Genomic DNA, 23,059 nt, shown 5'->3' with positions numbered 1-23,059 from the left:
TGGGAGTTTTCCCCTTTCGCCGGTCTTGTAATAGAAAGCCGTTGTATTTAAATACCAAACTGCATTAGTATGAGAAGGCGACTGATTAGTTTCCGGGTAATTCTGCTGTTAACCCTCACCGGGTATATTGTGTCCTGTAAATCACCCACGGTTGAAGAACGGATCGACCATAGTTTCCAGGTAGCTGCTGAACGATATGACAGCCTGCTGGTAGCAGCATCGGATCTGACAAAATATCCGCATTCCTTTACCCTGAAAGGAGAAATATTTTATTTTGGAATAGATGAATGGACGGGCGGATTCTGGCCCGGCGCCCTCTGGTATATGTATGAATATACGGGAAATCAAAAATGGAAAGATGCCGCCCTGCGCTGGACCGCTTCCCTTGAATCCAATCAGTATAATACAAAGCACCACGACATCGGCTTTATGATGTTCTCCAGTTATGGAAATGGTTTGCGGATCACAGGTGATACTTCGTATAAACCCATTTTGATTCAATCTGCGAAATCCCTTTGCAAGCGATATTCACCAACCGTGGGCAGCATTCAGTCATGGAATGCCCGGCCCTCCATCAATAAACAGAACCAATGGAATTATCCGGTTATTATGGATAATATGATGAACCTGGAATTGTTGTTCTGGGCAGCACAGGAAACCGGCGACTCCAATTTTTACAAGGTTGCAGTGCAGCATGCAAAAACAACGCAAAAAAATCATATACGTTCTGATTTTGGAACCTTTCATGTAGTCAATTATGACACTGCTACCGGTGCCGTTCTGCATCAGCAAACGCTACAGGGTTTCTCTGATCAGTCCACCTGGGCCCGCGGCCAGGCATGGGGTATTTATGGTTTTACCAGCACCTTCCGCTTTACAAAAGATTCCAGTTTTCTGAGCACGGCAAAAGGTCTCGCCAATTTCTTTCTCCGTCATAAAAACCTGCCGGCTGATAAAGTTCCCTTGTGGGATTTCAATGTGGGTGAAACTGGATTTACGCCCGATTGGAACTATGATTCAACTGTATATCCAATAATTCCACGGGATGTTTCTGCTGCAGCAATAGCGGCTTCCGCATTGTTTGAATTGAGTACCTATTGTCAGGGCGATGAGCAACAATATTATAAAAATGCTGCAACTGATATGATCGTTTCGCTCAGTCAGGAACCCTATCTTAATACAAAGAAAACAAATCCCTATTTTTTGCTGAATGGAAGTGTGGGAAATTTTCCGGCTGGAAGAGAAATCAATGTGCCGCTCATCTATGCAGATTATTATTTTCTGGAAGCAATGCATCGATACCTGAACAGTAAAAAATAGCCGGCGTGCTGTGTTCGGAAAAATGATACATTTGAAACAATCTACCCGAATGCCCCAGGAAAATCAAACCATATTAACCGACTGCGAATTGCTGGAAGCGATGAAAGCCAATAGCAATTCGGCATTTGACAGTTTATACGAACGGTACTGGCTGATGGTTTACCAGGCCGCTTTCAAAAGACTTCGGGATGAATCTGCTGCTGAAGATATAACACAGGATATTTTCCTTCAACTCTGGCTGCGCAGATCCGAATTGCAGATAGAATACCTCAAAGCCTATTTGCTTACTTCCGTTCGTAACAATGTATTGAAACGACTGGAGAAAGAGCAACGAATTGTTGCGGTAGATAATCTGCTGGAAGAAATTTCAATAAATAAAGGGGCTGCAGATGCTGCATTGATTGAAAAGGAACTGAAGCGCTTATACGAAACCATTATATCCAACCTTCCCAAAGCACAACAACAGATTTTCCGTATGCGTTTTGAAGAGGATCTCAGCACCGCTGAAATTGCAGATCAATTACAACTTTCCCGCAAAACGGTACAGAATCAATTGGGCAAATCTGTGCAGCATTTGAAAGAATCCCTGCTTATCTGGGCGCTGTTATTTTTGATGAAATAAAAAAAACGACTTCAGCATGGGAGTTTTTCTTCTTTTCCGGTCTATATAGAAAGCTGTGTAGTGTATGGATCACTCTTTTTTACGTGAATTACTGAAAAAATATAAGGAGGGGACAGCGAGTCCGGATGAAATCGCTTTCCTGCATTCCTATTATGATGCATTTGATCAGCTGGATGATCCGGCTGTTCAGTCGGAACAACAATTGAATGAGCAGAAAGGACGAATGAAATATGCGATTGATCAGACAATTATACATCAGGAAAACCGGGTGCCGGTACGCCGGTTGAAGTTGAGGAACTGGCTGGCTGCTGCATTTATGTTGCTGGCTGCCGGCAGCGGATTGTATTGGTGGATTAATGGAAAGGAAAATACCCCGCCAATAGTTCAAACGAATGCAACCGCTGAACCTGCTGATATCAAACCCGGTACAAATCGCGCCGTATTGGTATTGGCGGATGGCAGTTCTGTATTATTGGATGATGCAAAACAGGGAGAGTTATCAAAACAGGCCGGCGCAGTAATCAGTAAAACCGCTGATGGCCAGGTAGTATATAAAGAGCAGGATCAGATAGAAAAAAACCTGGCTCCGCTTATTTACAATACCATTTCCACACCCAAAGCGGGGCAGTATCGCTTAACCTTATCGGATGGTACAAGAGTATGGCTGAATGCAGCAACGAGTTTGCATTATCCGGCCAGTTTTACTGGTAAAGAACGTAGGGTCAAGTTGTCTGGAGAAGCTTATTTTGAAGTAGCTCCGAATGTTTCCCATCCATTTATAGTAGAAACTCCAAAACAGTCAATTGAAGTGCTGGGAACGCATTTTAATGTGAATGCGTATGAAGATGAAACGCTAACCAAAACAACTCTTTTGGAAGGGAAAGTAAAAGTGCTGGCAGGAGAAACAGCGCAAATAATCCGTCCGGGACAGGAAGCTTCGAATTCAACCGGCTCATCTATTAAAGTGAAGGAAGCGGATACAGAAGAAGCTATTGCATGGAAAAATGGCTATTTCAAGTTTAATAAAGCAGATATCCAAACCATCATGCGTCAGATTGAACGTTGGTATGATGTGAAGGTTGAATATAAGGGTGCCATCCCTTCTGATTTATTTGTTGGAAAAATTAATCGAAGTGAACACATATCAGGCGTATTACGCATTTTGGAATTGAGTAAAGTGCAATTCAGGATTGAAAACCGAACCATTATTGTAGGACCAAAATAACATATTAGACAGGCTGAAACAAAAAACCGGAAGTGCTACCAACACAACCGGTTCTGACCATTCAAGGTCTGTTGGATCAGACTGTTAAGATTCTCGCGAAAGATTCTATTTCTTAACCCAAACTGCTCAAATGTATGCAAATTAACGTTATCGGCCGGCTCCGACGGAAGATCGGAAAACCGGCTCTCAAAACGGTTTTGTACATGAAACTGACTGCTGCTTTTTTATTATTGGGATGCCTGCAATTAAGTGCCAATGGCTTCTCACAGAATGTAACACTGACAGGTAAAAACATCAGCCTGGAAAAGGCCCTCGCGGAAATCGGGGACCAGTCCGGCTATTTTTTCTTTTACCGCTACAATGAGTTAAAGAATGCGGCTCCGCTTTCGGTAAAGCTCAGGAATGTTCCGTTAAAAACGGCCCTGGAAGAATTATTCCGCAACCTGCCATTTACGTATGCAATCGACAATAAAACGATTGTTGTGGTTAGGAAGGAATCCGGATTAAATAATCCGCTTCCTGAATTGCCTCCGGTTGATATCAAAGGACGCGTAGTGGATGAAAAAGGGAATCCAATGCCTGGCGCTACGGTGCGGGTAAAGGGAACCAACAATGCCACTGTTTCCAACTCAAATGGGGAGTTTTCCATTCCTGATTTACCGGAAGGAACCGTGTTGGTTATTTCCTATACCGGATATCTCATGCAGGAAGTGGTGCTGAAAAAAAATCAGGACATCCGCGTGGTATTGAAAGAGGATGACAATAGTTTAAAATCTGTTGTAGTGGTGGGCTATGGAACTCAGGAAAGAAGGGATGTTACCGGTGCAATTGCTTCACTGCCTTCGAAAAAAATTAAAGACCAGCCGGTTACTTCCATGGATGCAGCCCTTGCCGGACAAATTGCCGGTGTACAGGTTGCGCAAACAACGGGAACGCCTGGTGGTGGTGTAACAGTTCGGGTTCGTGGTGCGGGATCGCTTACTGCAGGAAATGAGCCACTTTATGTGATTGATGGTTTTCCTGTAAGCAGCGATTATAACCAAACCAATAATCCGCTGAATACCATCAATCCGAATGATATTGAATCGGTTCAGGTATTGAAAGATGCATCTGCCACCGCTATTTATGGATCACGTGGTTCCAATGGTGTAATCATTATTACCACTAAATCCGGTAAGTCTGGTACTTCCCGGGTAAACCTGGATATGTTTACCGGTTTTCAGGAAGTAGCCAAAAAAATCGACATGCTGGATGCAGAGGGTTTTGCTACTTATATTACTGAAACCCGCAATAATGCCTGGGTAGACAGAGGTGGTTCTGTAACAGACGATAATACTGTTCGTAACAATGTATTATATCGGATTCCTCCATTTCTGGCAAATCCTGCTGCGCTTGGTAAAGGAACCGACTGGCAGGATGAGATTTTCCAATCCGCGCCTATCAAAAATGTTCAGTTGAGTTTCTCCGGTGGTAATGAAAAGACAAAATATTATATGTCGGCCGGTTACCTTGATCAGGATGGAGTAGTAATCAATGGTAATTTCAAACGCTATAGTTTTAAACTAAATGTTGAATCTCAGATTTCTGATCGAATTAAAGTTGGTGCTAATCTTACTCCAACATTTACTACAAGTGATGTAGTAGAGGCAGAAGGTCACTGGAGTGGAGGAGCTGTAATTCTTTCTGCTTTGTTGATGGCTCCACATTTGCCTGTTTACAATGAAGATGGCAGTTACACACATGCACTGAATCTTGGATATGGATTCAGTAGTGTGGAAAATCCGGTAAAGTCAGCAAAAGAACGAGTGAATAAGTGGAATCGCATGCGTGTGCTGGGTACCAGTTTTGCTGAGGTTGAGCTATTGAAAGATTTAAAGTTTAAATTATTGGTGGGTGCAGATTTTTCTTCAGCAAGAAATCGCACGTTTATTCCATCTATTGTAGGACGCGATGGTGCACCTCCACCTTCAATTCCGGTGGCAACCAACACCACCAGCCAATCCATCAACTGGCTGTCTGAATATACCCTGGCCTATAAAAAAACAATTGACCGTCATCAGTTTGATGCCTTGCTTGGTTATACTGCCCAGAAAGATAATTTCGAAAGCAATTTTGTATCAGCAACGAATTTCCCGAATGATAATGTCCAAACAATCAATGCAGGAATTATCAATGGAGGAAGTTCTGATCAGCAACAATGGTCACTGCTTTCTTATCTGGCCCGTGTGAATTATAGTTTTGATCGTAAGTATTTATTAACTGCGACAATTCGTCGAGATGGATCTTCCCGTTTTGGAGCCAATAATAAGTGGGGAACATTCCCTTCTGTATCTGCCGGATGGAGGATTTCTGAAGAGTCTTTTATGTCTGGTATCAACTGGTTGGATGATCTGAGACTTCGTGCCAGCTATGGTGTAACAGGTAATAATTTTATCGGCAACTATGCACATATTGCTCTTCTGTCTTCACAAAACTATGTATTGGGAACAGGAACCGGTCAGGAAGTGAATGGCTTGTATCCGAGTACATTTGGAAATGTGAATCTGGGTTGGGAAATGAACAAACAATTGGATCTGGGAGTGGAAATGAGTGTTTGGAATAATCGGGTCGTGTTTACTGCAGATTATTACGACAAACGCACGTCTAAATTATTGCTGAATGTGCCGGTTCCATCACTAACCGGATTTACTTCTGCAACACAAAATATCGGAGAAATCAAAAACCACGGGATAGAATTATCCCTTGCAACGAAGAATACCGTTGGGGCGTTCAAATGGACCACTGATATCAATGTATCCTTCAACCGAAACAAGGTATTGGCACTAGGTCCTGAAGGGGCACCGATCTTCGGGAATTATCAGTTGAACTCCAGCCATAAAACCGAGATTGGTCAGGCAATGGGTAATTTTTATGGATATAAAGTGATTGGCGTTTATCAGGATGAAGCTGATTTGGAAAAGAGCCCCAAATTTGCTGATTCAAGGCCTGGTCACCTGAAGTTTGAGGATATAAATGGGGATGGTGTGCTGAGCACTGATGACCGTACCATTTTGGGTAATCCTTTCCCTGATATGACCTATGGTATCAACAATAGTTTTTCTTACAAAGGATTTGAACTGAATATCCTGTTGCAGGGTGTACAGGGGTTTGAAGTAATGAACCTGGGCCGTCGTTTTTATGCCAACTATGCAGGTACCGGTAATGGATCAGCTGATATGTTGAATGCATGGCGTTCTCCACAGGATCCTGGCAACGGAAATGTTCCAAGACTGAACCGTGATCTGGCCCGTTATACCAGCAGCAATGCCAGTGCCAATATTACTTCCCTGTTTGTTGAGGATGCTTCCTTTTTGAGAATAAGAAATATAGCATTGGGCTATAACCTGAATGAGAAACTGGCCGGATATGTTCGAGCAAGATCTGCCCGCCTGTATGTTAGTGCTCAAAACCTGCACACGTTTACCAATTACAAAGGATACAATCCAGAAGTGAGCGTGACCGGTGCAAATACATTAACTCCCGGTGTGGACTATGGTGGTTATCCTGTAGCCCGCACTTTTACTCTTGGATTAAACCTGGGCTTCTAATCTCAAAACTGAAGAAACATGAAACGAATTCTTATCTATACAGCAACAGCGATAAGTTTGGGATTTGCCGGATGCAGTAAGGACTTTATTGAGCTTGCTCCGATTTCCCAGAACAACAGCGTTAATTTTTACAAGACAGCTGCCGATATGAAACTGGCAGTGAATGCAGCCTATGGGGCATTGCAATACAGTGGACAATACTGGAGTGCGCTTCATGAAGTTGCAGAAGTGCGTTCTGATAATACAGAGATCCTGGATGTGCAAACAGGATTGAATGTGGTGGAGATAGATATTTTCACTAACCAGTCGGGCAATACGTTGTTGAATGGTATGTGGAATGATCATTACCGCGGACTTTCTCAGTGCAATATCGTACTCGCCCGCATTGATGCCATTGAAATGGATGCGGCACTCAAAAGCCGTTATATCGGCGAAGTGAAATTTCTCCGCGCATTGATGTATTTCAACATGGTTCGCACTTTTGGTGCTATTCCATTGGTGCTGACTGAATTAAAATCTCCTGAAGAAGGATATGCGTATGGTCGTGAATCAGTTGCGAAAGTGTATGAGCAAATCATAGCAGATCTGCAGGATGCCGAATCCAAACTCCCGGTTATTTACACGGGTGCAGATATTGGTCGCGCTACTTCCGGTGCTGCAAAGACCTTGTTGGGAAAAGTGTATCTCACCAATAAGCAGTGGGGTTTGGCAGCTTCCAAATTAAAAGAAGTAATAGATAATACCGGTGAGAACCGTTATATGTTATTACCGAATTATGGGGATCTCTGGAAAGTAACCAATGAAAATCACCGGGAGTCTATTTTTGAAGTACAATTCAAAAAAGGCGGAACCGGAGAAGGAAGCCCCTTTACCAACCAGTTTGCACCACGTGGATCCGGCGTAATTGTGAGTAAGGTTGGAGCGGGATTGGGTTACAATATCCCAACCCAGGATATGTCGGATGCATATGAAGCAAATGATCTCCGGAAAGATCTTTCTATGGCGCAGGGATATATGAACGGCAGCAATTTTGTTGGTGTGAAATACATCACGAAATACCTCGATATTCCTTTCCAGGCAAATGATGCAGATAATAACTGGACGGTGTTACGCTATGCAGATGTATTGCTGATGTATGCAGAAGCATTGAATGAGCAGGGATTTGTAGCAGATGGAGAAGCATTCAATATGCTGAATCAGGTTCGCACACGCGCCGGACTTCCATCTAAAACAGCTGTGAATGCAGAGGCTTCCTTACAGGTTGCAGATCAGGCTGCTTTTCGGTTGGCTATTGAGCAGGAACGCCGTGTTGAACTGGCTTTTGAAAATCATCGCTGGTTTGATCTGGTTCGTACAGACAGAGCCATTGCTGTGATGGCTGAACATGGTATTGAGATCGAGCCCTATCAATTACTTTATCCGATTCCTCAGTTGCAGATCGATATCAATCCTGCTAAGATTACACAGAATCCCGGTTATCAATAACAGTTAAATCAGTTCCTTTGATCCGACTATTTCTTTTACTTGTACTATGTTGCCGAACACTGCTATGTGTCGGCAACATAGACACTTCCATCACGCTCAATCAGCCTTTTGATGGCTATCGGGGAATCTGGTACAGCAACCAGCCATCTGGTGATGAATACGTGTATAAGTATAGTGGGGGGTTGGGTACTTATCCCGCCAATCACTATCCTTTTTCTGTGTATGCGCCGAAAGTAAATAAGACTTTTTTTTGTTATGGTGGCACGGATACAGCAGGTAAAACACTGTTGCATATGGTGTCCTATTTTGATCACAAAACAGGAAAGGTTCCAAGGCCGGTTTTAGTAATGGATAAAAATACCAATGACGCCCATGACAACCCGGTATTGAATATTGATGCGCAAGGATATATCTGGTTATTTTCCACTTCGCATGGCACCAGCACTGTTTCGTATGTACATCGCAGCAAACAGCCCTATGATATTGCTGAATTTGAGCGGATCCCTGTTAGCAAACAGGTAAATGGTTCAACTAAACCACTTGATAATTTTTCTTATTTGCAGGCCTGGGTGGTACCGGATAGTGGATTTTTAAATTTGTTTACACATTATGATCGTAAGGTAATTCCGCAGCAACCATCCAAACCGCGCCGTACTATTTCGTATATGAAGAGTATGGATGGCAGGTCCTATGGTGAATGGATGGATATTGCCACCATTGAAGAAGGGCATTATCAGACCAGTGGCCAGTGGGGTAAGAAAATAGCAACATCTTTCAATTATCATCCAATAAAGGAAAAAGAAAACGGACTGAATTATCGTACCAATCTGTACTATGTTGAAACGGCTGATTTTGCCAACAGCTGGCAAACGGCTACTGGTGAAACTATTCAATTACCGGTTAATTCCATTCAACATGCTGCATTGGTGAAAGACTATGCAAGAGAAGGTAAACTGGTTTATATCAATGACCTGGCTTTTGATGCAAAGGGAAGGCCCATCATTTTATACATAACGAGCAATGGATATGAAGCCGGACCGAAATCCGGTCCGCAGGAATGGTTTACCGCGCATTTTAATGGAGCTGATTGGGAAATCAATAAATTAACGGAGTCCGACAACAACTACGACATGGGCTCGCTTTATGTGGAGGCAGATGGCACCTGGGTAGTGGTGGGTCCAACTGCAACCGGTCCACAGGCGTTTAATACCGGCGGCGAATTGGTTCAATGGGAAAGCGCCGACCAGGGAAAAACCTGGAAATCAAAAGAGTTGACTGCAGATAGTAGATTTAATCACGCCTATCCAAGAAAACCGGTAAATGTTCATTCGGGATTTTATTCATTCTGGGCCGATGGACATGGCCGCCAGCCTTCCCAATCAAAATTGTATTTTTCAGATCGGAAGGGACGGGTATACCAATTGCCAGTTCAAATGAAAAAAGCGTTTGAAAAACCACGTCGTGTAAAAAAATGAACAAAAATAGTTTTGGGCTTAATTTGTTTTTTATACTGCTGATCTGCAGTGGTCTGTATAGTTGTAAAGAGGATTCGGTTGCTTTTCCTCAAATCGCTACCATTCAATCTGACAGCAGTTTGTTGGGTGTTTATGAAGTGGCGATCAATCGCAAGGTTCCCTGGGAGATTTGCTGGGGACCGGATGGGAAAATCTGGATGACGGAGCAGGAGGGAGGCGTAAGCCGATTGGATCCTTCCACCGGGAAAATTCAATCTGTACTTAAAGTACCTGATGTTTGGTTTAAGCGAACAGCAGGTTTATTGGGTATGGATTTGTTTAAAGAATCGGATGGTACTATATATGCATTCCTGAATTATACGCATCAGAAAGACACTATTGTTACCAGTAAACTGGTTCGTTACAGACTTGAACGGGATAGTTTGGTAGAACCGTTTCTGGTGCTTCAGATACCAGGCAATCATTCACATAATGGTTCCCGTTTGAAAGTTTCCGAAGATGGCATTATTTACTGGGCAACAGGTGATGCACACCGATATGGGAATGCTCAGGACAGTACTTCATTGAATGGAAAAATTTTACGAATTAATAGGGAGGGATCCATTCCTGATGACAATCCGATTGCCGGTTCTCCGGTTTGGGCCTGGGGGTTTCGTAATATGCAGGGATTGACGGAAGGTGCAAGCGGTAAATGGTATGCGTCCGAACATGGCGAGGCCACGGATGATGAAATCAATTTACTTCAACCGTTGGGCAACTATGGATGGCCGGAGATTGAAGGGTATACAGACTCGGCGAAAGAAATGGATCCTGCATTTGCGAATCGGATCAGTCCGATTAAGACCTGGACACCCACTATAGCACCCGCAGGATTAGTCTGGTACAATAAGGACCGCATCCCTGAATGGAAAAACAGTTTGTTGCTGGTGAGCCTGAAAGCCCAGAGTTTAAGGGTGCTGAAACTGGATAAGAGCGGAGAAAAAATAACCGATGAAATTGTTTTACTGGAAGGAGTGTATGGAAGAATTAGGTCCATTACAGTTTCTCCAGAGGGGGATATATTTATGGCTACCAGCAACCGGGACTGGAATCCGGGTCCGGGTTTCCCTAAAGCTACCGATGATCGGGTATTAAAAATTTCGCCAGCTAAGGAAAGTAAAGGTGAAATCTTAAAACCAGGGAAGGCCGGATTGGTACATTCAAAAGATGGAGCAGGGATCTATAATCAATATTGTGCATCCTGTCATAAACCAAATGGATCAGGAGTAACTGGAAGTTTTCCTTCACTTGTTCAAAATGAATTGGTATTAAATAATTCGGATTCTCTGGTGAAACTGGTATTACAGGGTAAAAATCAGATGCCCTCCTTTTCTTTTATGAAGGACGAAGAATTGGCGATGGTATTATCCTATATCCGAACTGCCTGGTCAAACGAAGCGGGAGTAATTACACCAGCGGCTATTCAAAAAAAAAGAACCAATAACTAACTATGTACGCTATCCGAAATTGGCTATCGCGATTAGGTCCCGGTATAATCACCGCTGCTCTGGTATTTGGCCCAAGTAAAATGACGATCACTTCCCGGCTGGGGGCTGAATATGGATATAGATTAACATGGATTATTGTTGTGGCGATATTTTTTATGATCAGCTTCACCAATATGGGGGCGCGGATCGGTGCAACGGCATCTGCCAGTTTGCTTACCTTAATCCGGCAAAAATGGGGTGGTGTGGTATCCATTGCAATAGGAGCAGGCATATTTTTGGTGACCGCATCTTTTCAGGCAGGTAATGCAATCGGATTAGGAATTTCTCTGGGTGAATCAACTCATACAAAACCCAATAACTGGATTCTGTTATTTACAGCATTGTCCATCAGCCTACTTTTTTTCCGAAGTTTTTATTCAGTTCTAGAGAAACTTATGATGGCGTTGGTTGGATTGATGTTGTTTGCATTTGGATCCACGCTGTTTATGGCGAAACCATCCGCTTCTTCAATTCTGGGCGGATTGGTTCCTTCTTTGCCTGATGGATCAATAGGATTGGTCATTGCTTTTATTGCTTCCTGTTTTTCCATCGTTGGGGCCGTGTATCAGTCCTATTTGGAAAGAGAAAGAAGAAGAATTCATCCGGGAGGCGCCGGAAAATCTTCCGGTACTACAGGAATTCTTATACTGGGAGTAATGAGTGCTGTTGTATTGATTTGTGCCGCATCAGTTTTACATCCTCAACAGATAAAAGTAACCAATGCTGCAGGAATGGCGAAAGCTTTGGAGCCATTATATGGAGAGTATGCATCCGTATTATTCTATCTGGGTTTATTTGGAGCCTCCTTTTCCTCTTTGGTTGGAAATGCCACTGTAGGTGGCAGTTTACTGGGAGATGCACTTGGCTGGGGTGATGGATTCAGGGATACAAAAGTGAAATGGCTTATTGCAGCAGTAATGGTTACAGGTGCTACTGTTGCAATCCTATTTGGGAAACTGCCACTTGAAATGATTGTATTGGCACAAAGTATTACCATTTTTTTAGTGCCATTTATTGGCTTTGCACTTTTGGCAATTGCCAATGATCGATCCATTATGGGAGATCAGGTAAATAGCCAAAGTCAGCGGATTATTGGCTTCCTGGGATTATTATTAGTTACCTCACTAGCGGTATTTAATTTCTACGAACTGTTTTTAAAATAAATAAAATGAGTGGTCAATTTACAGAACTGGAGCAGTGGGAAAAGCGCTTACTCGCACCTTCACCTGCTTTGACAGAAGATTTGAAGACTATTTCAGGAGATATCATGCTCCTGGGTGTGGGAGGTAAGATGGGTCCGAGTATGGCAAAACTGGCGATACAAGCCATTGCTGAAGCCGGTATTTCAAAAAGGGTAATTGGGGTATCACGGTTTTCTGAATCCGGACTCAAACAGGAATTAGAAGCAGCCGGAGTGGAGACAATTGCTGCTGATCTTTTGGATGATGATGCATTGAAAGGACTGCCTCAGGTAGAAAATATTATTTACCTGGCCGGACAAAAATTCGGAACCACCGGAAGGGAAGGATTTACCTGGGCTATGAATACCTACCTACCCGGACGTGTAGCCGAAAAATTTAAAAATTCAAAAATTGTAGCTTTTTCTACCGGGAACGTGTATCCATTTGCACCAGTTTACAAAGGCGGACTGGATGAAACTGTAACACCTGCTCCGGTTGGTGAATACGGGCAGTCCTGTTTGGGAAGGGAACGAATCTTTCAATATTTTGCTGAGAAAAACGGAACACCGACACTCATCTACCGGCTGAATTATGCAGTAGATTTTCGTTATGGTGTGGTGTTGGAAATAGCCAAGTCCGTTTGGGAAGGCAAGGCCATTGATTTAAGCTCCGGTAATGTAAATGTAATCTGGCAGGGTGATGCCAATGAAATTGCCATCCGTTCCTTACTTCATTGCAGCAGTCCGGCCAGAATTCTGAATGTAACCGGTCCCGAATTACTTTCTGTTCAGTGGATAGCCGAGCAGTTTGGTCGAAAATTTGATAAGCAACCGGTATTTATTAGTCAGCCGGAGCCAACAGCATTACTTAGCAACGCTTCCGCCTGTAACCAATTATTTGGTTATCCGCGGACCACTATCCGGGATATCATTGATATCACCAGTGAATGGGTGAAACAGGGCGGAGATACATTTGGAAAAGCAACACATTTTCAGGAAAGAAACGGACAGTTTTAACTATGGATACAAAATTATTAGACGAAAAATTATCGGCATTATTACAGGAAGGGACCGTGATTCCGGCGCATCCGCTGGCGTTAACTGCTGAAAGGGTATTGGATGAAAAAAGACAACGATTATTATCGAGGTATTATATGGCCAGCGGAGCCGGGGGTATGGCAGTAGCAGTACATTCAACTCAGTTTGAAATTCGTGATCCTCAAATAAATCTCTTTGAGCGGGTATTACGGTTGGCTATTGAAGAAGTGGAAGCTGCAAAGCTGAATCGGCCATTTATAAAAGTGGCGGGCATCTGCGGACCAAGCGATCAGGCAATAAATGAAGCAAGGCTGGCCGCGGATCTTGGATATGATATAGGATTGCTAAGTATGGGAGGTTTAGGGCATTATTCTGAAGATGAGTTGCTGGAAAGAACCCGGGCAGTTGCAGCAATTTTTCCGGTATTTGGGTTTTACCTGCAACCTGCAGTAGGTGGCCGGATTTTCAGTTACTCGTTCTGGGAAAGGTTTGCTGAAATTGATAATGTAGTTGGTATAAAGGTAGCTGCATTTAACAGGTATTGTACACTTGATGTGGTGCGTGCGGTGGCGGCTTCATCGCGTAAAGATAAAATCGCCCTGTATACGGGGAATGATGACAATATTATTGCCGATCTGATCACACCATTTCGATTTAAAATTAAGGGCGAATGGGTGGAGAAGAACTTTGTAGGTGGTTTATTGGGTCAGTGGGCAGTTTGGACAAACAAAGCGGTTGACCTGTTGGACAGAATTAAACTGGCACGTCAGAATGGACATCTGCCCAGTAAAAATCTTTTATTGGAAGGAGTTCACCTGACGGATGTGAATGCTGCCATATTTGACCCGGCGCATCATTTTCATGGCTGTATTCCTGGTATCCATGAAGTACTGAGAAGGCAGGGAATTCTTAAAGGAATCTGGTGTCTGAATGAAAAGGAAGTATTGAGTGAAGGTCAGGCTGATGAAATTTCCAGAGTGTATGAATCCTATCAATACATGAATGACGATGCATTTGTGCAGGAGTTTTTAAAGCAGCAACAAGACTTAATTAATTAAGATGATTCGAACTTTTATAAGGGGGCTATTACTTGCCTGTTTGATTAGCAGTACAGGAATAGCGCAACCAGTGTTAACCAATCTTGGTCCGCAGCTCAGAGCAGCCATGATACAGGGAAGTATATTTTTAACCGATCCTGCCGGGCGAAATTGGATTTATACAGTGGTTCGGGGAGAACCTGCCCATTTACTTGGTTATGATGCTGCTACAGGTCAGCTTCAACTGGACCAGCCCTTACCAGGAGCAGATGGTGCCTGGGATATGGCATGGTCCTCCGATGGCTGGTTATATGTACCCGGAGCCAGTGGTTTTTTATTCCGGCACAAACCGGGAACGCAGACTGTGGAGAACCTCGGACTGGTATTACCCGGACAAACCTATGTCTGGAATCTTACTACTGGCAGGGATGGTGAGTTATTTGGAGCCACCTATCCGGGATGCAGGGTATTCCGGTATCATCCTAAAGATGGATTCAGCGATCTTGGAAAAGGGCCACTGGTTGAAGGAGAGAACTATGTCAGAAGTCTGGCTTATAATAAGAAAACGGCCAAATTATATGCAGGCGTTGGTTCTCATGCATTCCTTGTTGAAATAGATACGCGTACCGGCGTGAAAAAGGAAATTCTTCCTGCAAAATATAAAGGAAAAGAATTTGTATATGGATTGGAAATGGTGTACCAGGATAAAGGACCTGATTATTTGCTGGCACTTTTAACAAGTGGTCAGTTGACCCTGGTGTATAATCTTAAGACACAAAAGGTGGAAAGAGAGCTGGAAGGGATTGACATGAAAACAATTGTGCAGGAGCCCGGAACTGCGAGGATTTATTATACCATGAAATCCAATTTATATGAATTGGATCTAAATAAAAAAGGAAGCTTACCGCAACGTATAACCGAAACGCGGGGTGCATCCAATGCTTTTCGATGGGATGGGAAAAGGAAGCTGAGTTTGTTGACATCGAATGCCGTTTACCATCAGGTTGATATAACAGCGAAAAAAGCCAGCACGGTGAAGCTGGATGTTCCGGGGCAACCGATTCCCATTCAGTCTATGATGAAGGGGCCGGATGGCAGAATCTGGATGGGAGGTTATCTGGCTGGCGGGCATGCAGCTTATGATCCGGTGAGCGGAACAACCACTGCGTATAAAGGATTGGAACAAACGGAAGGAATGGCCTTTTCGGGGGATACCATTTTTATGGGGATCTATCCCCATGGACATTATTATTACTACAATACAAAAGCACCCTGGGATCCGAAACAGGGAAATCCAAAACATCTGGGTCAGGTACCCGGGCAGAGCAGAGGGTTTGCCGTGCTGCCATTAACGGAGAAGAAAAAAGTTTTTTTTGGAACCGTTCCGGATTATGGACAACTGGGTGGTGCATTGGTCTGTTATGATTTGGAGAAGCAGCAACTGGATGCCATGGTCAATATTGTGCCTGATCAGTCGATCATCAGTTTGGTGTATGCCGGCAATATGGTGGTAATGGGCAGCTCGATATCCGGAGGTTTGGGTGCTGCAGCCAAGGCAGAAGAAGCCCGACTTGTTGGATGGGATCCCGATAAAAAAGAAAAAGTATTTGATATTGCACCGCTTGCCGGCGCTATGGCGATAACAGGTCTGTTGCAGGTTTCGGAAGGAAAAATATGGGGACTTGCTGACGGAATGTTATTTGAATTTGATATACAACGCAAGGAGGTGATTCGTACAAAACATATTCATACTGCACCAAACAGAGGAGGTCATGTCTGGCGAAGTGCCTTTTTGGTAAATCATCCGGATGGGAATGTGTATGGAACAGGAGGTGGTAATTTATTTCGGATTGATCCGCAAACCTTTTCAGTAACTCTTCTTGAAGAGAAAGCAAGTTTGTTGGCGATGGATGAAAAAGGTGCGCTATATTTCAAGCATAATACCGAATTATGGCGGTATATACCGAATAAAGCGAATTAGTATGCATGGAGCTGTTTCTATTACCAGAGAGTTGATATCGATTCCATCTGTGAATCCAATGGGAAAGGGTTTATCCGGATCGAATTATACCGAACGAAATATGGCATTGTTTATTCAGCGGTTTCTGTCTGAATTGGGAGTTGCTGCTGAGTTGTTCGGTGAGGACCCGGAGCGGCCAAATCTTGTCGCACATATTGATGCGGGTAAGTCGCACACCATTATGCTGGAAGCTCATATGGATACGGTGTCGGAGGAGCAGATGTCGATTGATCCATTTGATCCGGCAATAAAAAACGGACTTTTATATGGAAGGGGATCCTGTGATACCAAGGCCTCGCTGGCAACCTATCTGCATGCAATCAGGATAATAATTCATGAAAAGAAAAAGCTTGCGCATAATGTGGTGCTGGCTTTTGTGAAGGATGAGGAATATTCCTTTTCCGGAGCAAGAGAATTGGTGGCAAAAGGAGTGAAAGCCGATTTTGCTGTTGTAGGTGAACCTACTGAGTTGAATCTGATTTATGCGCACAAGGGATTATGCCGGTTTTTTATACATACGGAGGGGCGCAGTTGTCACTCCAGCATGCCATGGAATGGAGATAATGCGATTTATAAAATGGGACCGATATTGGAAGGTGTAGCAGCTTATGCAAAAAGTCTGGAGACATTGAGGCATCCCGTACTGGGACAGGCAACAATAAATGTAGGACGAATCAGCGGCGGACAAACGGTGAATACGGTACCTGCGTCCTGCAGTATCGAAATAGATAACCGATTATTACCAGGCATGAGTTTGCAGAGTATATTGAATGGGCTACTTCCATATCTGGGAGATACTTCAGGTTATAAAATAACTGAACCTTATCTGCTGGCAATGGGAGTGGATAATGCGCCGGATGCCGCTCATTGTAAAGCACTTATTCGTGCCTGTGAGTTGGAAGGAGTGAAGCCGGAATTGCAGTCAGCACATTATGCAACGGATGCTGCCATTTATCAGGAAGCCGGAATTCCATGTGTGGTTTTTGGTCCGGGTTCCATTGCACAAGCTCATACAGCAGATGAGCATATTGCCATTTCGCAAATTGAAACGGCCAGCGACATCATCACCCGGTTACTTGGGACTTAACTTCCGACTTCCCACTTCCTAATTCTAACTTCCGATTAGGTGTTTGTTATATCCTTCATTAACCAGTAATTCAAATGCCTCCCAAACAGCTGCTGGGATCGGTTGTTCAATCTGAAAACCTTTTGCTGGATATTCTTTAATACGTTGAAGGTCGCCGACCATTATATTGATTACCCGCTCGAGTGGAATTTCATCATTGGGGTAATCGTCGAATGAAATAGGAGGAGAGCTGACAAGAAGATCTTTTTCGGGCCAGTTTTTTTTGAAGGTGGCGAAACTGCGCCGTTCCATATAGGGTTTTTGGACAACGATAAATCGTTGTGGATCGAGTTGATGTTTTTTGAGCAGGTTTTTTGAATACTGAATATTTTCCCCAGTGTTAGTTGACTGGTTTTCAATCAGGATGGCCGATTCCGGAATTCCCATCGCGACAGCAATTTTAGCAAACCTATCAGCTTCCTTTTCGGTCCACATACCTTGAGTGAAGTTGCCCAGTCCGCCTGAAAGCAGAAGCAGGGGAGCCCATCCTTTCAGCCAGAGTTCAGCAGCCCATTCAGCCACCCGCAGATCATGGCTTCCTAATGCAAAAATGCAGTCGGATTTTTGGAGTGGGTGGTTCAGGTGATGGTAATCCCAAATCAATCGGGCGGCAGATTCAACTGATTTATTCATGAAGGATGTTTTGGTAACTAAAACTACTTGTTTTCTTCCCGACGAAGATAAATTTTCAGCTTTTCATTGATGTAATTGATCATATCCTCCTGATTGGATTGCCGGCAGAATTCATAACTTGGCCGGAAGCGCAATAGGAAAGTTTGGAGCGAGTCTCCTTTCAATCCGGTATATCGTTGAACAAAAGACCTGGAAAATTTAAAATCAACATATGCTACTTTTTCATTGTAGAGCAATTTTTTCTTCAGTTCTCTTTCCTGTTTTGATTTGGAGGAGAAAAAGCTAGCCGGACTCAAAACAACGCCAAAGCCTGATGAAGGGGTGTTTCTACCAGTGATTCCTGGGAGAGGATCGTCAAGTATATGTCGATAGGCTTCTCTTCGTTCAAGAGAGTCGGTCTGGTAATCACGTTCTGTAACAACGACTGTTTTTAACAGGTTGTAACGTTGTTTCAGGGAGATATCATACCCGGTAACGAACATATGAAATTCAACTTTAAGTGTATCTGGTTCATATCCGATAGCTGTAAAAACAATCCGGTTTCCTTCGGCTGCGGGAATGTTGTAGCGTCCGCTTTTTGAAACTACTGTTGTTTGGTTGGAATTGAGGTTGATGATAAATACATCCTGCAGGGTGGAATCAGTGGTGGCATCAAAAATAGTTCCGCTGAGCTGTTGTTGGGCGATGGAATCGGAAGCGTCGAGGAAGCAAGCCATAAAAAGTAAGAATTGTACAAGTCGGAACATGTATAAAGATAAAAATGCCGGCAGTTTTTAAATAGAAGTTTGACTCCAATTATTTGTTAATGTGATAAGTATCAGACAGGTGTTAGGATATTGTCAGATTAGGTGCCAGACAGGTATTAGAATAATGTTCTTACATCTATCTGATACTTCTCTAACAGTGTTCTAACATCTGTCTGACACCTACGGGATTTCCGGGATTCGTAAATGCTTTTCCTTTATTCGTAAGTTAGGAATACCCTTGCTCCAGTATGTTTGTACCGCATTTACTCGCACTCAGACATAAAGGTGAATTCGGATCTTTCATGTGGTCGACACTTTACAATAGGTAAACCAGAAATCAGTTTTCAATTAGTTAAACAAGCTTAATTGGTCGTTCAAATCTCTGAGAGGTGACCAGCGTGTAAATGTTGCCACTCAGCTACCGGCCTCGTTTCTACGAGGCTGCTTTTAAATCTTACAAGATGTTGAATAGAAACCTGTTTATTATTTTTTTCTTTCAGCCTATTTTCTCACTTGCACTAAAAAGAATTGGCTCCCAGAGCGGATCAGTGAGTGAAATTATTGCTGCCCTGGGAATGGAAGCAAGATTCATACCGGTCCGGTTGAAAAAAATGTTGAAATACCGGGTTGGATTAATGTGAAGGATACCGACTTCAATTTACACCTTAAAATGGCTGCGGTGTCATCCGCCTGGTTGGTTAAAAAACCAACGGTTGACGGGCTTGTGCATTCAATTGAAATATTTGATTCACCGGGCGAAATGGTTGTGCAGTTTTTTGGTAAGCGTAAGCCCGGATTGCCAGCAGCTGCCAACTGGCGGAACGGAATACTTCAATTGGTTGAGCGATTCAATAAATAAAAAAATATGAACATGTGTAATTTCGAAACCTTGTTTAGTTCCTCTTTTGGTTATGTGGTTCACTGCGATGCATGTAACCATTTACAGGTTGGATTTGGAACAGTCTGTGTTACTTTTCGGGTGCCTGATTTCAAGCCCTTTGTGCAATGGTTGTCAGAAGTGTTTGAAACCACACCGGTGCCTGCGCTAGCCTCTGTGAAGAGCATTCGGCTTCCAACCCCTTGTGAGGGATTTCAGCTTCTGCTCAGCTACGAAGAACTCAAAGAACTTTTCATCATGCTCGACTTTGTGGATACGGAACTTCAGGTCAGAGACGTCAGACAGCTGTTGGAACGGTATTAGAGAGGTGTCAGACAGGTGTTAGAACACTATCCTTATATCTGTCTGACACCTCTCTAACAAAGTTTTAACACCTGTCTGATACCTAAAACGGACGGGGTTCGCCGGTGATCTGAACCTCGGTTACGGGACCGTATTTTTCAGCAATTTTTTTGATCTCGGAAGACTTTCCCACCAACACAAACTGCAGTTTGTCCTTCGGAAAATAGGTTTGGATAATCTGCTTCGCTTTCTCCAATGTCAAACCATCCACATTGGCCTGGAAATTATTGATAAAGGATTCATTGAACCCATACCAGAACATCTGAGTCATTAAAGTTGCTAACTGCCGGCTCGTTTCAAAATCAGGAGGAAACTGCCCCTTCACATAATTTTTTGCAGAAGTCAGAGACTGTTCATCAATACCCTGTGTATGTAATCGATTCAGTACCTCTAAAGATTTATCAATTGCTGCTTCTGTGTTCTCAGTAGCTGTAAACGTGCTGATCGTAAAACTACCACCGTATTTCAGCGTACTAAAATTACTACGCGCTCCATAGGTTAAGCCGGTATTTACCCGCAATTCATCATTCAGCATAGAAGTGAATCGTCCGCCAAATAAGGTATTGATAACGTCAATCGCAATATAATCCGGATTATTCCGGCTGATTCCGGGCGCCCCAATAAAAAAGGTGGTTTCCCGCGCATCATTTTTATTCACCAGCAATACCCGATTGGTTTCTGGTTGTGCAATTGAAGCAGCTGCTTCAGTTTCTTTTACCGGTACCCCTTTTTTCCAGCCCGATAACAATTTCGTAATCAGTGCTTTCATCACTTTCGAGTCGAAATCACCTGTAACAGCAATGGCCGATCCATTTGGTATATAATGTCGCTGATAAAAGGAACGGATATCATCGCTTGCCAGTGGCTGAACAGAAGTTACTGTTCCAGAAACAATTGATCCATAAACATGCTGGCCAAAAAGGAATTGATCAAAATAGGAACCTATTACGTTCCGCGGACTCTCTTTCTGTTGTTCCAGACGAATCAATGCGCGTCTTTTTTCCTTGGTGAATTCCGTGGTATCAAATCGGGGTAATGTCAATACTTCCGTCAGAATGCCTAACATCTTATCCGCATCCTTGCTTGCAAAGGAAGAAGTCAAACCTGCAAATTCCTTATTCGCATAGGTATTAATGTTGGCACCAATAAAATCGATTTCCCGATCCAGATCCTGCTTCGAAAACGATTTTGTTCCATGTTGCAGGGAAGCAGCTGAAAGTGCGGCCAACCCAGCTTTATCCCCATCAAAAATTGCACCGGCCGGCAAAATAGCCGATACCGAAATCATCGGCACTTCATGCTGTTCCATTAGGTAAACAGTCAGTCCGTTTTTCAGCGTAAATTTCTGATAGGGCGGCAATTTGAACGACTGCGCAAAAATATAGGCAGAGCTACAAAGCATTAGTCCCGCCAACAGGATATATTTCTTATAAAATTGTTTCATGTGTTTGAATTAATTTGATTAGTCATCAACCTTTGCTGTTACGATACCCACCGTACGATTTGATTTTATGAAATACTCACTTGCCACGCGTTTGATATCCTCCACACTAACTTTATTGAATTGCGCAGGTGCATCAAATAGTTTTTTGTAATCGCCAAAAAACAGTTCGTAGGTTCCGATATTATTCGATTTGCCATTGATGGTTTCAATCTGCCGGTAAAAGTCGATCAATTTGGCATTCTTTACTTTCTCCAATTCCTGGCTGGTAACGCCATTTTTTTTGATTAGTTCCAACGCATCATACACTTCTTTTTCAATATCAGCGGTTTTAGCTCCTTGCGAAGCTGCCGCAGTTATACTAAATAAAGTGGGATCAAAACTTTCTTCATAACGGGCAAAAACCGTTGTAGCCAGCTGCTTTTTATCAACAAGGGTCGAATACAGACGGGATGACTGTCCCTGTGCCAGCAAATCTGCCAAAAGCGATAATGCATAATAATCGGCATGCTTCGCTTCCGGCGTATGCCAGGCCATACTGATATAGGGGTTGGCTACCTGTTTTTGTACCGTTATTCTTTTTTCACCCGTTTGTTTGGGTTCTTTAATATGAACCGCCGGAGGTTCCGTCTGAGCCGGTATCGGAGCAAGATATTTATCTGCTAATGCCTTTACTTCTGACAACTTCACAGCACCTGAAATTACTACTACACAGTTATTGGGCGCATAATAGGTTTTGAAATAACGTTCCAGATCCGCCTGTTTCCAGTTTTTCATGTCATCCAGGTACCCGATTACCGGCCAATGGTAGGGGTGCTCCGCAAATGCCTGTCCCTGTACCGCTTCAAACAATACCCGGTAAGGCGAATTCTCCAGGCCGGTACTTCTTTCAGAAATAACGACCCCTCGTTCGCTCTCTACAACTTTGGGGTCAATAGTCAAACTTGATATCCGGTCCGCCTCCAGATCAAAAATCACTTCCGTTGCGGAAGCCGGAAACCAGTTGGTGTAAACCGTAACATCCTCACGGGTATAGGCATTGTTCGCACCACCGTTAAATTCCATGGTACGGTCAAATTCCTTTGGCCCGTATTTTTTGGCTCCATTGAACATCATGTGCTCAAAAAAATGGGATAATCCGGTTATGCCCTGGTACTCATTCCGGGATCCAACCCGGTAGAACAGGTACATATTGGCATTGGGGATGGAAAAATCCTCCACTACCAGAAATTTCATACCGTTTGAAAGTGTAAAGCTCTGAACCTCACCAGCTTTTAGCTGACTTTGTGCAAAATAAGCGGACAAAAGAAAGAGACTTGTCCAGATTTTCTTCATAAATGTGTGTTTAGTGCATCCTA

General features: G+C 43.3%; 19 protein-coding genes. 15 read left to right on the top strand and 4 right to left on the bottom strand.

The window, feature by feature from the left end:
• The first annotated feature begins 69 nt into the window (after window positions 1–69).
• The 12 genes from B2746_RS18230 (at window position 70) to B2746_RS18175 (ending at window position 17,602) form a co-directional block, all read left to right on the top strand.
• Entirely contained in the window at window positions 70–1,320 is a 1,251-nt protein-coding gene (locus B2746_RS18230; protein ID WP_290797043.1) for a glycoside hydrolase family 88 protein, read from the top strand.
• 31 nt (window positions 1,321–1,351) lie between these two features.
• Window positions 1,352–1,942, top strand: a complete 591-nt coding sequence (locus tag B2746_RS18225; protein WP_290797040.1) for an RNA polymerase sigma factor — start codon at window positions 1,352–1,354, stop codon at window positions 1,940–1,942.
• A gap of 64 nt (window positions 1,943–2,006) precedes the next feature.
• Window positions 2,007–3,167, top strand: coding sequence for a FecR family protein (locus B2746_RS18220; protein WP_290797037.1), 1,161 nt, complete (start codon window positions 2,007–2,009; stop codon window positions 3,165–3,167).
• Window positions 3,168–3,301: 134 nt separating this feature from the next.
• A complete protein-coding gene (locus B2746_RS18215) occupies window positions 3,302–6,754 on the top strand; it encodes a TonB-dependent receptor (protein WP_290797034.1) in 3,453 nt (1,150 codons plus the stop codon).
• Between the two features lie 18 nt (window positions 6,755–6,772).
• The gene (locus B2746_RS18210; RefSeq protein WP_290797031.1) at window positions 6,773–8,239 is read left to right on the top strand and encodes a RagB/SusD family nutrient uptake outer membrane protein; all 1,467 of its coding nucleotides are present in this window, start codon (window positions 6,773–6,775) and stop codon (window positions 8,237–8,239) included.
• Between the two features lie 17 nt (window positions 8,240–8,256).
• Window positions 8,257–9,714: a BNR-4 repeat-containing protein gene (locus B2746_RS18205; RefSeq protein ID WP_290797028.1), complete on the top strand. Its 1,458-nt coding sequence runs from the start codon at window positions 8,257–8,259 to the stop codon at window positions 9,712–9,714.
• The gene (locus B2746_RS18200; protein WP_290797026.1) at window positions 9,711–11,201 is read left to right on the top strand and encodes a PQQ-dependent sugar dehydrogenase; all 1,491 of its coding nucleotides are present in this window, start codon (window positions 9,711–9,713) and stop codon (window positions 11,199–11,201) included. The genes B2746_RS18205 and B2746_RS18200 overlap by 4 nt, the downstream gene beginning before the upstream one ends.
• 2 nt (window positions 11,202–11,203) lie before the next feature.
• Entirely contained in the window at window positions 11,204–12,403 is a 1,200-nt protein-coding gene (locus tag B2746_RS18195) for an Nramp family divalent metal transporter (protein WP_290797024.1), read from the top strand.
• A gap of 5 nt (window positions 12,404–12,408) precedes the next feature.
• Window positions 12,409–13,437, top strand: a complete 1,029-nt coding sequence (locus tag B2746_RS18190) for an NAD-dependent epimerase/dehydratase family protein (protein WP_290797020.1) — start codon at window positions 12,409–12,411, stop codon at window positions 13,435–13,437.
• A gap of 2 nt (window positions 13,438–13,439) precedes the next feature.
• Complete coding sequence (locus tag B2746_RS18185) at window positions 13,440–14,516, top strand: dihydrodipicolinate synthase family protein (protein WP_290797017.1); 1,077 nt, start codon at window positions 13,440–13,442, stop codon at window positions 14,514–14,516.
• Window position 14,517: 1 nt separating this feature from the next.
• Window positions 14,518–16,476, top strand: a complete 1,959-nt coding sequence (locus tag B2746_RS18180; RefSeq protein ID WP_290797014.1) for a hypothetical protein — start codon at window positions 14,518–14,520, stop codon at window positions 16,474–16,476.
• 1 nt (window position 16,477) lies between these two features.
• Window positions 16,478–17,602, top strand: a complete 1,125-nt coding sequence (locus B2746_RS18175) for a M20 family metallopeptidase (RefSeq protein ID WP_290797011.1) — start codon at window positions 16,478–16,480, stop codon at window positions 17,600–17,602.
• A 24-nt stretch (window positions 17,603–17,626) separates the two neighbouring features.
• On the opposite strand, the gene B2746_RS18170 is transcribed toward B2746_RS18175, so the two are convergent.
• Both B2746_RS18170 and B2746_RS18165 read right to left on the bottom strand, forming a co-directional pair.
• Window positions 17,627–18,274 carry a YdcF family protein gene (locus B2746_RS18170; RefSeq protein ID WP_290797007.1) on the bottom strand — a complete coding sequence of 216 codons (648 nt, stop codon included), beginning with the start codon at window positions 18,272–18,274 and terminating at the stop codon, window positions 17,627–17,629.
• Window positions 18,275–18,297: 23 nt separating this feature from the next.
• Window positions 18,298–18,990 carry a carboxypeptidase-like regulatory domain-containing protein gene (locus B2746_RS18165; RefSeq protein ID WP_290797001.1) on the bottom strand — a complete coding sequence of 231 codons (693 nt, stop codon included), beginning with the start codon at window positions 18,988–18,990 and terminating at the stop codon, window positions 18,298–18,300.
• Window positions 18,991–19,481: 491 nt separating this feature from the next.
• On the opposite strand from B2746_RS18165, the gene B2746_RS18160 reads away from it, so the two are divergent.
• From B2746_RS18160 to B2746_RS18150, 3 genes are read left to right on the top strand one after another with little or no spacing between them, the layout of a single operon-like run.
• A complete protein-coding gene (locus tag B2746_RS18160) occupies window positions 19,482–19,661 on the top strand; it encodes a hypothetical protein (RefSeq protein WP_290796998.1) in 180 nt (59 codons plus the stop codon).
• Complete coding sequence (locus B2746_RS18155) at window positions 19,658–19,879, top strand: ChuX/HutX family heme-like substrate-binding protein (protein ID WP_290796995.1); 222 nt, start codon at window positions 19,658–19,660, stop codon at window positions 19,877–19,879. The genes B2746_RS18160 and B2746_RS18155 overlap by 4 nt, the downstream gene beginning before the upstream one ends.
• Window positions 19,880–19,891: 12 nt before the next feature.
• A complete protein-coding gene (locus B2746_RS18150) occupies window positions 19,892–20,221 on the top strand; it encodes a DUF6686 family protein (RefSeq protein WP_290796993.1) in 330 nt (109 codons plus the stop codon).
• Between the two features lie 82 nt (window positions 20,222–20,303).
• Here B2746_RS18150 and B2746_RS18145 read toward each other — a convergent pair whose 3' ends face one another.
• Complete coding sequence (locus tag B2746_RS18145) at window positions 20,304–21,704, bottom strand: M16 family metallopeptidase (RefSeq protein WP_290796989.1); 1,401 nt, start codon at window positions 21,702–21,704, stop codon at window positions 20,304–20,306.
• A gap of 18 nt (window positions 21,705–21,722) precedes the next feature.
• Entirely contained in the window at window positions 21,723–23,036 is a 1,314-nt protein-coding gene (locus tag B2746_RS18140; RefSeq protein WP_290796986.1) for a M16 family metallopeptidase, read from the bottom strand.
• Window positions 23,037–23,059: the final 23 nt, after the last annotated feature.

The sequence above is a fragment of the Flavihumibacter sp. UBA7668 genome (assembly GCF_002483205.1).
Lineage (GTDB): Bacteria > Bacteroidota > Bacteroidia > Chitinophagales > Chitinophagaceae > Flavihumibacter.
Note: the sequence above shows the minus strand (reverse complement) of the source record. Positions and strands in the feature narration are given on the sequence as shown.